General features: G+C 68.3%; 5 protein-coding genes. 3 read left to right on the forward strand and 2 right to left on the reverse strand.

Annotated elements, in window-relative coordinates:
* The first annotated feature begins 152 nt into the window (after positions 1-152).
* Entirely contained in the window at positions 153-7052 is a 6900-nt protein-coding gene (locus J4E00_RS25770; protein ID WP_208178224.1) for a LamG-like jellyroll fold domain-containing protein, read from the forward strand.
* Positions 7053-7249: 197 nt separating this feature from the next.
* Positions 7250-10480: a T9SS type A sorting domain-containing protein gene (locus J4E00_RS25775; RefSeq protein WP_208178225.1), complete on the forward strand. Its 3231-nt coding sequence runs from the start codon at positions 7250-7252 to the stop codon at positions 10478-10480.
* 95 nt (positions 10481-10575) lie between these two features.
* Here the strand turns inward: J4E00_RS25775 and J4E00_RS25780 are convergent, their stop codons facing one another.
* Both J4E00_RS25780 and J4E00_RS25785 read right to left on the reverse strand, forming a co-directional pair.
* A complete protein-coding gene (locus tag J4E00_RS25780) occupies positions 10576-10995 on the reverse strand; it encodes a hypothetical protein (protein WP_208178226.1) in 420 nt (139 codons plus the stop codon).
* Positions 10996-11161: 166 nt separating this feature from the next.
* Positions 11162-11734, reverse strand: coding sequence for a helix-turn-helix domain-containing protein (locus tag J4E00_RS25785; RefSeq protein WP_208178227.1), 573 nt, complete (start codon positions 11732-11734; stop codon positions 11162-11164).
* A gap of 407 nt (positions 11735-12141) precedes the next feature.
* Between J4E00_RS25785 and J4E00_RS25790 the strand changes: the two genes are divergently transcribed.
* Positions 12142-12771: LVIVD repeat-containing protein (locus J4E00_RS25790; protein WP_208178228.1), on the forward strand; the 630-nt coding region annotated here is incomplete at its 3' end.

Consider the following 12771-nt stretch of genomic DNA (forward strand, 5'->3'; position numbering starts at 1 on the left):
GCCGTCGTTGCCGCCCCGGCAGCAGCCGTCGTTCCACCCGGAGCGGCGGCTTTGACATTATGCCAAGGTTGAAAAACAACATCTTTATGTCATAACGCCGTGTTTATCCAAACCGGACCTTTGCCGCAAATATCCCATTCCATTGCTTTAGTATGAGAATAATTTTTACTCCGGGCTTCCCGCGACTGGCGCTAGCTTGGCTGTTGCTGCTGCTTGGTTCCTTGCCGGCCCTGGCCCAGACGCCGCCCGGCAACGCCCTAAACTTCGACGGGGTGAACGACTACATCGTCACGTCGAGCTCCACTGGCTACTTCAACTATACCGTGGAGGCGTGGGTGCGCACCACCAACGCCGCCACCGGCGATGGAGGCACCATTGTCTCGAACTACCCAAACTTCATGGTGGGGATGTACGGGGGCAAGGCCCGCTTTCGGTCCTATAACACCGCCAACACCAGTTATGAGCTGGTGAGCACCACCCTCATCAACGACGGCAAGTGGCACCACGTAGCGGCCGTGATGGGCGGCGGCATCAACTACAACATGACCTTGTATGTGGACGGCGTGGCCGAGGGCTCCCGGACCGGGGGCTACACCAATTTTTCGTCGACCTACGTCGGCTGCCTCCAGGGTAACCAAGACCTCTGGCAGGGCAGCATCGATGAGGTGCGCATCTGGGACGTGGCCCACTCGGCGGCCGAAATCAAGACCTTCTTCAACAACCCAGTGCTCCCCACGGAGGCAGGGCTGCTGATGAACTACACCTTTGACCGGGGCACGGCCGGCGGCAACAACGCCGGCCAGACCACCGAGCCCAACCCGGTGCCCCGCCGCTGTGGCGGCTGCTCCACCTTCGTGGGCACGCTCTACAACTTCGCCCTGAGCGGCAGCACCTCCAACCTGGTGGAGAGCTATGCCCTGATGCAGCCCACGGGCCTGGCCGCCACCAGCAGCGCCAGCGGCACCAGCCTGAACGTGAGCTGGACGGCCCCACCGGTGGGTACCGTGAGCAACTACGTGCTCGACGTGTCGACCACGGCAGACTTCTCAGCCGGCGTGACCACGCTCACGCCCGCCGGCTCGGCCAGCAGCAGCGTCGTGCCGGGCCGCACCGTGAACACGCTCTACTACCTGCGCCTGAAAACCGATAAGGCCAGCGTGACCGGCCAGAGCGCCTACTCGCGCGACGTATTTAACCTACGCACGGCCAGCGGACTGACGCCGCCCGGCAACGCCCTGGCTTTCGACGGCAGCGACGACTACGTGGCCCTGCTTAACACCACGCCCGTGCCGACCGGCAATAGCACCTACACCCTGGAAGCCTGGATTAAGCCCAACGCCATGGGCGTGTACGGCATCATCGGCTGGGGCAACTGGGGCGTCGGCAACCAGGTGAACGCGCTGCGGCTGTCGCCGACAGGCATCATCAACTACTGGTGGGGCCCCGACCTAGTTGTGACCACGCCCGACCTGAGCGGGCATTGGCACCACGTGGCCGCCACCTTCGACGGGACCACGCGCACTATTTTCCTCGACGGCGTGGCCGTGGGCAGCGACACGCCCGGCAGCCACACGGTGCCCAGCCCCAGCAACCTGCGCATCGGCTCAACCAACAACGGTGAGTATTTCAACGGCAGCATCGACGAGGTGCGTATCTGGAACGTGGCCCGCTCGGCCGCCCAAATGAAGGCGGCCTACACCAGCTGGCCGGCCCTGCCCCAGGCCGGGCTGGTGGCCGCCTACGACTTCGACGCCGGCACGGCCGGCGGCGCCAACTCCGGCCAGGCCACCCTTCCCGACCGCACCACCAACTACCAGGACGGCACGCTGAACAACTTCAGCCTGGCCAGCGGTAACACCACCTCGAACTGGGTGGAAAGCTACGCCCTGGTGGTGCCCACGCTGGCTGCTGCTACCGCCGTTACGACTGCGGGCTTCACGGCCAACTGGACGGCCCCGTTGGTGGGTACCGTGACGGGCTACGTGCTGGATTACTCGCTGTCGCCCACCTTCGCCACCGTGGCCGGCACGGTGAGCCCGGCGGCCGGCGCCACCAGCCAGGCCGTGAGCGGGCTGCTGCCCAACCGCAACTACTACTACCACCTGCGGGCCGACAAAACCTCCGGCGCAGTGGCCGGACAGGGCGCCTACGCCAGCGGCACCGTGCGCACGGCCTCGGCCCTGACGCCGCCCGGCAACGCGCTGGCCTTCGACGGCAGCGACGACTACGTGGCCGTGAGCGCCGCGCCCGGCCTCAACAACCTGGGCAAGGGCAGCTTCACGCTGGAAAGCTGGGTGTACAGCACCAACTTGGGGGCCGTCAACTCCATCATCCGCAAGGGCGGCGACTACAACCTGGTGTTACAACAGGGCGGGTTGCTACTTGCCGAAGTGTGGCCGGGCGGGATGGGCACCTCCACCCGGCCCTATGCGCAGGCGACGGCCGCCATTCTGCAAAACCGCTGGACGCACGTAGCCGCCACCTGGGATGGCACCGCCCTGCGGCTGTACGTGAACGGCGTGGCCGCGCCGCTCTCCGCAAACTCGTCGCCGGTTACGACCTCCGAGTCCTTGCAGATTGGCCGCTCTACTGTGTTTAATCAGCCCTTCAACGGTCGCCTCGACGAGGTGCGCATCTACAATGCGGCCCTGACGCCGGCCCAGATACTGGCCGACATGACCAGCACCAGCGCCACCGTGCCCGCCAGCCTGCTGCTGTACTACAACTTCGACCAGGGCACTGCCTACGGCAACAACGCGGGCGCCACCACCCTCACCGACCAGAGCCCCACACTGGCCGACGGCACGCTCACGAACTTCGCGCTGAGCAGCGGCAACACCACCAGCAACTGGGTGGAAAGCTACGCCCTGGTGGTGCCCGCGCTGACCGCTGCCACCGCCAACGCCGCCACCAGCTTCGTGGCCACCTGGACGGCCCCGGCCATCGGCACCGTGAGCAACTACGTGCTCGACGTGGCCACCGGCCGCGACTTCGCGTTGCTGGTAGCCGGCTCGCCCTTCGCGGTGGCCGGCACCAGCCAGACCGTGACGGGCCTCGACCCGGCCCAGACCTATTACTACCGCGTGCGGGCCGACAAAACCAGCGTGACCGGCCAGGGCGCGTACAGCGCCACTGGGGTGCGGGCCCCCTTCACGCCGATGACGCCGCCCGGCAACGCGCTGGCCTTGGATGGGAGCGACGACTACGTGACCGGCAACAACCCGCAGCTGCCCCAGGGCAACGCTGCCCGCACCCTCGAAGCCTGGGTGCTGACGACGCAAACCACCAACGGCGTTATCGTCAACTACGGCACGGCCAGCAGCAACCTGCGCTCGGGCATCCTGGTAATCGGTGGCAAAGCGTACTACGTGGGCGAAGGCAACGACCTATCAGGCACTAAAGTCATCAACGACGGGCACTGGCACCATGTGGCGGCCACCTACGACGGCACCAGCCTGAAGCTGTACGTGGACGGCGTGCTCGACATCAGCAATACTCCGGCGGCCTTCAATACCACTGGTTTCGACTGGAACATCGGCAAGCGCATTCCACCTCTCACTTTGAACGAGCAGTTCAACGGCCGGCTCGACGAGGTGCGCATCTACAGCACGGCCCTGACCCCGGCCCAGGTACTGGCCGACATGACGAGCACCAGCCCCGCCGTGCCCGCCAGCCTGGTGGCGTATTATAACTTCGACCAAGGCGCGGCCAGCGGCAACAACACGGGCTATACCACTCTCACCGACCAGTCGGCCAACGCCAGCTACGGCACGCTCACGAACTTCAACCTGGGCAGCGGCAACACCACCAGCAACTGGGTGGAAAGCTACGCGCTGCTGCAGCCCACCGGCCTGACGGCTTCGGCCAGCACCGGCACCGGCTTCACGGCCAGCTGGACAGCTCCGCTCCTCAACGGCGCGGCCCCGGCGGCCGGCGAAGTGGAGGCTTACGTGCTCGACGTGTCCGCGTCCAGCACCTTTGCCTCGGGGGGGGCGTCGTTCCCCGTTTCGGGCTACGGCAGCACCAGCGTGGCGGCCACGGGCCTTACCAACGGTACCAACTACTACCTGCGGGTGCGGGCCGAGAAAGCCAGCGTGACCGGCCAGGGCGACTACTCGCCCGTCATCAGCACCCACACCATCGGCACCGATGCGCTGCTGACTAACCTGACGGCCTCGGCAGGCCAGATGTCGCCTGTTTTTGCCACCGCTACCCTGGCCTACACCTTGTACGTGCCCACTGGCACGAGCACCTATACCCTCACGCCCACGGCCAGCAACGCCTACACCAACATCACGGTGAACGGCACGGCCGTGACCAGCGGCGCGGCTTCGGGCGCGTTGAGCGTGGGCAGCACGGCTACGGTCGTGCTGACTTCGGAAGACGGCAGCGCCACCCGCACCTACACCGTGCAGGCCGTGGTAGCCCCCGCCTACTTCCGCAGCGTGGCCACCGGCAACTGGGGCGACCCTGCTACCTGGGAAGCCTCCTACGACGGCAGCACCGGCTGGGCCGCTGCCCCCGTGGCCCCCAGCGGCAGCCTCATGGGCACGGTGAACGTGCGCAACGGCCACACCGTGACGGTAGCCGCCGCCACCAGCACCAAAACCACCACCGTCGAGAGCGGCGGCGTGCTCAACACGCTGGCCGGCCAAACCCTGACCGTGCCCACCGGTGCCACCATGACCGTGAACGCGGGCGGGGTGCTGTCCATTGGCCGGCTCACCGGGACCGACGCGGTGACGGGCGCCAGCCTCAACCTCGGTACCATCAGTGTGGCCGGTGCCAACGCGTTGCTGGTCAACGGGACGCTGGTACTCAACACGGGCAGCACCCTCCCGGCTAACCAGGGCATCAACACCGCGACGACGACCGTTGGCAGCGGCGCGCGGTTGGTGCAGTACGCCACGACGACGCCCTGCACGTATCCGACGGCCACCTGGGGCGCCGGCGCGACACTGGAGCTGGCCGGGGGCATAATGAACCAGTTCTTCGCTTGGACCTTCAACCAGACGCTACAGAACCTGGAGGTGAACCTCACCGGCCTGCCCGCCGGGATTGCTGCCAGTCCCCAGCCGTACCTCCTTACTGGTGCCAACAACGCGCCGGTGGCCGGCACCCTGACGGTGCGCAGCACGGGCTTGGGTACCCTGCGCCTGTACAACGGGTCATCGGGCACGGCCACGCTCACGCTGGGCAGCGTGGACGGCAGTGGCAACCGCAGCGGCGGCTACGTGCAGCTGGCGGGCACCAACGTAATCGGCAGCTACGGCGGAGTCAACACCACCGGCGGCACGACGATTAACGTGCTGGGCAGCTTCCAGCTCAACGGCAACAGCACGTTCGCGGCGGCCCAGGCCAGCGGCACGGCGCTTAACTCGATACGCACGGGAGTCCTCACGATAGCCGGCGATGTCAGCGTAGCCAGCGGGGCCACGTTCAACGTGCTGTCGGACCTCAACCCCACCTTCCTCTACTCGGGCGGCTTGGTGATGGTGAACGGCAACTTCAACAACGCCGGCACCGTGAGCAGCGGCAATACGGCCAGCGCCACCCCGAAGCTGGTGTTCGGCAAGGCCGGGGTGCAAACGTTCAGCAGCCCCGGCACCGTCACGGGCAAAGTCAACGTGCAGGTAAACACCGGCAGCACCCTGGACCTGGGCACCAGCAGCTTCGCCGGCACCGGCACCTTTACCACCCAGGCCGGCACCGGCCTGCGCCTGGGTAGCCCCGACGGCATCAGTGCCACCGGCACGGCCACCGGCAACGTGCAGGTCACCGGCACCCGCTCCTTCGCGACCAATACCAGCTTCGAGTTCAACGGCACCGCCGCCCAGGTCACCGGCACGGGCTTCCCAGCTATCGTGAACACCAGCTCGACGCTGACGTTCAACAACCCCACCGGCGTCACCCTGTCGCAGGCCCTAACGGCAACTGGCACGCTCAGCCTCAAGCAGGGCGCGGTGACGAGCACGGCTGCCAACCTGCTCACACTGGGCAGCAACACTACTGTGACCGGCACCCTCGATGCCACGGCCACCAACACCGGCGTTATCGTTGGCCCCTTTAAGCGCTGGATTGCTGCGACTACCGGCCCGCGCACCTTCCCGGTGGGCACGCCCACGCAGCTGCGCCCGGCTACTATCGACTTCACCACGGCACCCACCGCGGGCGGCTCGCTCACGGCCGAGTTCATCGTGCTGCCCTCCGGCAACCAGGGCCTGCCCCTCGCCGAGAATGGCATCACCATCAACAAGGCCTCGGCCAGCGGCTACTGGCGCGTGGCGGCAGGCGATGGGCTGGCCGGTGGCACCTACACGCCCACGTTCACCTTCACCGGCGTATTGGGCGTGCTCGACTACACCCAGCTCGTGCTGCTGAAGCGCGCCGACCCCAGCGCCGACTGGGCCCTGGTGGGCGCCCCGGTGCCCACCAGGGGCAGCAACGCCGCCCCCGTGCTCAGCCGCACCGGCGTGTCGGGCTTCTCCGATTTCACGGCCGGCGGCGACTTCAACGTGAACCCGCTGCCCGTGACGCTGGTCGACTTCACGGCCCGCACTCAGGGCGACGCCGTGGCCCTGAGCTGGACGACAGCCTCGGAGAAGAACAGCAAATCCTTTGAGGTGGAGCGCAGCGCCGACGGCACTACGTTTGCCCGCATCGGCACGGTGGCGGCGGCTGGTAGCAGCAGCCCCCACGTCTACGAGCTGCTGGATGGCCAGTTGCCCACCGGCGCGGCCGTGCTCTACTACCGTTTGAAGCAGGTGGACCTGAACGGCACGTTCAGCTATTCTCCGGTTCGTACGGTGGCGTTGACGCGCGCGGCTGCGGGCCTGAGCCTCTACCCCAATCCTGCCTCCCACGGTGCGGCTACGCTCACCGGCGCATTGCCTGGTGCAGTAGTCACGGTATTCGACGCCCTGGGCCGCCCCGTGACGGTGGGCACGGCCGACGCGGCGGGCACGGCGGCGCTGGTGCTGCCCGCCGGGCTGCCGGCGGGCGTGTACGTGGTGCGCGTGGGTGCCAAGGCGCTGCGCCTGACCGTAGAGTAAGCCCTTCGCTTCTGTTACAACTGCTCGGAAAGGAGCCGGCCAGTGGTCGGCTCCTTTTTTTGTGGTCAGGGCCGGCGGGGCAGCGGGGCCAGTTGTACCCGATTGGGGCAGTATTGTCCCCTGAACAGGGTACAAGCGCGATGCGATAAGCTGCGCCGTAGGGCCGTATTTTTGCCGGTGCAACCATTTCCTGCTCGATGAAAGCTCTATTACCCTCGTTCTCCATTCGCCGGCCTCTGTCCTGGGCGCTGGCCCTTGCACTGCTGCCGCTCCTGCTGGTGGGGCGGGTGGCTCACGCCCAGGCGCCTACCATCACCAGCTTCACGCCCGGCAGCGGCCCGACGGGCACCACCGTCACCGTGACGGGCACCAACCTGAGCACCGCCACGGCGGCGCGGGTAAATGGCGTGGCCGGTACCATCACGGGCACGCCCTCGGCCACTTCGGTCACCTTCACGGTGGGGGCGGGCAGCACTACGGGCCCCGTGAGCATGACCACGCCCGGCGGCACGGCTACCAGCGGCAGCCCCTTTACCGTGACGGTGCCGCCCACGCTTACCGCCGTGGCGCCCTCGATGGGCGGGCCCGGCACGGTCGTGACCCTGACGGGGACCGACCTGACGGGCACCACCAGCATCCGCTTCACCGGCGCGGCCGGGGTGAAAACCATCAGCACGGGCTTCACCGTGAACCCGGCCGGTACCCGGATTACCGGCGTGGTGGTGCCGGCCGGTGCCCGAAGCGGGCCCATCACCGTCACCAACGGCGCTGGCACCAGCCCCGTGGGCCCGGCCCTGTTCTGGCGGGTGCAGCCACTGGCGGCAGGCTACAGCCACACCGTGTCGGTGCGGGCCGATGGCACGCTCTGGGCCTGGGGCGACAATACCGCCGGGCAGCTGGGCGACGGCAGTGCTTCCCAGCGCCTGAGCCCTGTTCGGGTGGGCACGGCCACCAGCTGGACGAGCGTGGCGGCGGGGCGCGCCCACACCGCGGCGGTGCGGGCCGATGGCACGCTCTGGACCTGGGGTAACAATACCTACGGGCAGCTTGGGACGGGGAATACGACGCCGCAGGCGGCCCCCGTGCAGGTGGGCACGGCTACTAGCTGGGTGAGCGTGGCGGCGGGCGAATACCACACGGTGGCCGTGCGGGCCGATGGCACGCTCTGGACCTGGGGCTACAATTCCTCCGGCCAGCTGGGGCGAGGCTCCGCCGATATTGGGGCGCACGCCACGCCGGTGCAGGTGGGCACGGCCACCAGCTGGACGAGTGTGGCGGCGGGGAGCGCCCACACCCTGGCGGTGCGGGCCGATGGCAGCCTCTACGCCTGGGGCTACAACGTGTACGGGGCGCTGGGGCAGGGCAATGCCGGTGGCGGCACCGATTTGTACGTGCCGACGCGGGTGGGGACCGGCACGGCCTGGGTGAGCGTAGCGGCGGCGGCCCTCCAGTCGCTGGCCGTGCAGGCCGATGGCACGCTCTGGAGCTGGGGCGATGGCTACTCGTACCAGCTGGGGCACGGCAACAACAGCGACCAGTACAGCCCGGTGCAGGTGGGCACGGCTACCAGCTGGGCCAGCGTCGAATCGGGCAACAACTACTCCGCCGCTGTCCGGGCCGATGGGTCGCTCTGGACCTGGGGCAACAACGACGTCGGCCAGCTGGGCCAGGGCAATGCCGGGGCCGGCACGGCGCAGTCGGTGCCGACGCGACTCGGCACGGGGACCGACTGGACGAGCGTCGTGGCGGGTGATTTTCAGCTGGCCGGCGAGCGCAGCTGCCGGGCGGTGTGGGGCTGGGGCGCCAATGACAACGGCCAGGTGGGCGATGGCAGCACCAGCCCGCGCACCAGCCCGGTGCTGGTGTTCAACGGCGTCGCCCTGCACAGCTTCAGCCCGGCCAGCGCGGTGCCGGGGGCCACGGTAGCCGTCACGGGCGCGGGCCTGCTGGGCCTGAGCGCGCTCACGGTGAACGGGGCCAATGCCCTGCCCAGCGTGACGGGCCTCACCGATACGGGCTTTAGCTTCGTGGTGCCGGCCGGGGCCGCACCCACCGGTACCACCACCGTGAGCGCCAGCTGCGGGTCGGCCAGCAGCGCAGGCTTCTCCCTGCCGGTTCCCACGCTCAGCAGCGTCAGCCCCAGCGCCGAGCTGGCGGGCATGCCGGTGGCCATCACGGGCACGGGGTTCACGGCGGCCAGCACCGTCAGCTTCGGCGGGGTGGCAGCTACCAGCGTGACGTATAACTCGGCTACCTCGCTCACGGCTACCGTGCCGGCCGGCGCGGCGCTGGGCAGCAGCCCCATCGTGGTGAGCACCAGCGGGGGCACCAGCACCAGCAGCCCAGCCTTCACCGTGCTGGGCGTGTACGCCAGTACCACCAGCTGCCTGACCACCACGGCCTACGCGGCCACTGGCGACGGCAGCTGGCACTACCTGCTGGCCCCGACCGGCGCGGTAGTGGCCGCTTTGCAAGACACCCGCGCCGCCCTGGGCAACGTGACGGTGAGCTTTCAGGCCACCGGCAGCGCCAGCGCCGTGCGCCAGGACGGCCGGGGCCGCAAGTACCTTGACCGTAATTTCCGCCTCACGGCCAGCGGCGGCAACACCTTCACCGGCCAGACGGTAAACCTGCGCTTCTACGGCCTGACGTCCGAGTTCACCCGCCTGCAAGCCGCCGATGCGAGCGTGAGCTACGCCAACCTGAAAGCCACCCAGTACAGCGGCCCCAACGAGGACTGCCAGCTGGCCAACAACAGCGCCACCGGCGACTACCGCACCCTGATGGCTACCGCCAGCACGCCCGGCAGCGGTGTGACCTGGTTCGTGAGCAACGTGACCGTGGCCGACCATTTCTCCGAGTTCTACCTCACCGGCAGCGCCGCGCCCCTGCCGGTAGCGCTGACGGCCTTCACCGCTGAGGCCAAGGGCGAAGCGGTGCTGCTGAACTGGGCCACCGCCAGCGAGCAGCACAGCGCCCGCTTCGAAGTAGAGCGCAGCACCGATGGCCGCGCGTTCAATAAGATTGGCGAAATAGCGGCCCAGGGCACCAAAGCCAGCCCGACTGATTATGCCTTCCGGGACGAAAAACTCACCACCTCACTATTTCACCACCTCACCGCCTACTACCGCCTGCGCCAGGTAGATGTGGACGGCACAGCCAGCTACTCGCCCGTGCGTACCGTGGCGCTGGCGGGCGCGGCCGCCGGCCTGGCCCTGTTCCCCAACCCGGCGCACGACGGCGCGGCCACCCTCACGGGCGCGGCCCCCGGCTCGTCGGTCACGGTGTTCGACGCGCTGGGCCGCCCCGTGACTTCGGCCACGGCCGACGCTTCGGGCACGGCGGCGCTGGTGCTGCCGGCCGGGCTGCCCGCCGGTGTGTACGTGGTGCGCGTGGGCACCCGGTCCATCAAGTTGACGGTGGAGTAGGGCAGGGGCTCTGCCCGCCACGAGGGTAGCAAAAAGCCCCCGGCCAGCTGGCCGGGGGCTTTTTTTAGGTGCCGGGAAGGAAAGGTAGGCGCAAGCTAGGCGGGCAGGCCGTCGTGGCGGACCTGCACCTGGGCCAGGCAGTCCTGGTAGCCGGCGAGCTGGCGCTGGGCCGCATCCAGCTCCCGGCTGCGGCGGAAAGCACCCCGACCGCCCTGGCCGCCGAGCTGCTCGTCCTGTAGTTTCTCGCGGTCGCGCTTGAGGCCGCGCAGGCGGATTTCCTCCTTGGTGCGGGCGTCGCCAAGGGGCATGGCGGCCACGCGGGTTTCGAGCGGGGCAATCTGGTCGGTGAGGGAGCTTATTTCGGCCGAGTCGGCCGTGGCTTCGTTGGTTTGCAGCGTGGCCGAGCGGGTGGTGGCCGCAATGCGGAATTCGGTGCGTTCGATGTCTTCCTGCGTGTCGGCCTTCACGGCGTCACAGTCGGCACGGGTGAGCAATAACTCTACGGGATAATTCATGAGCTTACGTGGTAAAATCGTAAAAATGAAAGAGAAAACGCGGCTGCCCGGCGCAGCTTCTGCCTGCCAACGCCGGGGTAGGAATGCTGGTATATAGTTGGGGTAAACTATTTTTTTGGACACGGGGGCCAATACCTCTTTCTGATGGGAGGCTCACGGCCTCCCGTCAGAAAGAGCCGCCGCTTTGCCTTGCCAGCCACGCCGCTTCGTGCAGGTAGCCCTGGCGGTGGGCCTCCAGCAGCGCGGCTAGGGGGCTGCCCGGCGCCTCGGGGGCCAGGGTATCGGTGGCGGCTTCGAGCAGGCGGGCCAGCCAGCGGCGGCGCAGAGCCAGGGGGAGGGGCTCGGCCGAAGCCGGGGCGGGCAGGGCGGCTTGCAGCAGGGGGCCGGCGGCCAGGCGGCGGGCGGCGGTGCGGTGGGCGGTGCGCAGGGCGGCCAGCTGCTGGCCCAGGCGCCGGGCCTGGTAGTGGCACTCGGCCCAGCGGGCCCGCACGGCGGTGTGGGCAACAGCCAGCTCCGGCAAGGCCGGGGCCGCTTCGGGAAGTGGGGCGGCCTCGGCCTCCGCTTCGGCCAGGGCGGCCACCCACGGGCGCAGCCAGGGGCGGGCGCGGGCCGGCAGCTGCTCGCGGCCGGTTTCGATGCTGGCCAGCTGGGCCCGGCCCAGGCCCAGCCACGGGGCCAGGCCTGCCTGGCTAAAGCCGTAGTGGGCGCGCACGGCGCGGAGCTGGGCCGAGTAAGACATGGCGGGGACGAATGAAGAAGCTGGGTGCAGCGAAGGCCAACCGGGGCTGCAACGGCCGTCACACAGGTTTTAGTATGAGGTGGAAACCTGTGTGACGGGTTGGTTCACACAGTTTTTTGCCCGCAGTGGAAACCTGTGTGACGGCTTGGTTCACACACGTTTTCACTGCGGGCAAAGAACCGTGTGATAATCCATGCCCGGGACCCACGGGTGGGTCCTGGTTTGCAGCCCCCGGCCCCCGGCGCTCTCGCTTTTGAGCAGCTGGGTGGCTGGCGCGGTCCGGCAGAGTGCAAGGCTCACTAGGTTTCGTCTGTCGCATCAAAATGCGACAAAAGCAGGGGCGATGCCGCCGGACCTTTGCCGGGCCGAGTGCCCACCGCGCCGGCTTCATCTTTTGGCTGCGCCGCATGTTGCATCGTTACCTCCTTGTCCTGCTGGCCGCCCTTGCGCTGCTGGCCGCCCCCCGCCTCGCCCACGCTCAGACCGGCAAGGTGGGCATCGGTACCACCGCCCCCACGCAGCAGCTCGACGTGAACGGCAACCTGCGCGTGCGCGGCCTGAGCGGCCCCGACACCCGCCTGCCCGTGGTGCTGCCCGACGGCACCCTCGGCGTGAACGCGCCCGTGTACGGCACTGCCGGGCCGGTAACAATCCTCCCCACCGCCGCAGCGGGCAGCGTGGCCACGGGCAGCTTCCCCTACAGCGTGGCCGTGAGTGGCAGCACGGCCTACGTGGTGAACCAGGGCAGCAACAGCTTGCAGGCGTTCAACGTGAGCAACCCGGCCAGCCCGGTGCTGCTGAGCAGCGCTAGCACGGGCAGCTTCCCCAGCGGCGTGACCGTGAGCGGTAGCACGGCCTACGTAGTCAGCGCCAGTGGTTTGCAGGCGTTCAACGTGAGCAACCCGGCCGGCCCGGTGCTGCTGAGCAGCGTGAGCACGGGTGGCTTCCCCGTCAGCGTGGCCGTGAGCGGCAGCACGGCCTACGTAGCAAACTACAGCGGCAACAGCTTGCAGGTGTTCGACGTGAGCAACCCGGCC

Origin of the sequence: Hymenobacter negativus (genome assembly GCF_017571495.1) — a bacterium.
GTDB lineage: Bacteria > Bacteroidota > Bacteroidia > Cytophagales > Hymenobacteraceae > Hymenobacter > Hymenobacter negativus.

Excerpts from the sequence above, each read along its gene's own strand:
- J4E00_RS25770 (WP_208178224.1), top strand. The coding sequence starts at position 153 with ATGAGAATAATTTTTACTCCGGGCTTCCCGCGACTGGCGCTAGCTTGG.
- J4E00_RS25775 (WP_208178225.1), top strand. The coding sequence starts at position 7,250 with ATGAAAGCTCTATTACCCTCGTTCTCCATTCGCCGGCCTCTGTCCTGG.
- J4E00_RS25780 (WP_208178226.1), bottom strand. The coding sequence starts at position 10,995 with ATGAATTATCCCGTAGAGTTATTGCTCACCCGTGCCGACTGTGACGCC.
- J4E00_RS25785 (WP_208178227.1), bottom strand. The coding sequence starts at position 11,734 with ATGTCTTACTCGGCCCAGCTCCGCGCCGTGCGCGCCCACTACGGCTTT.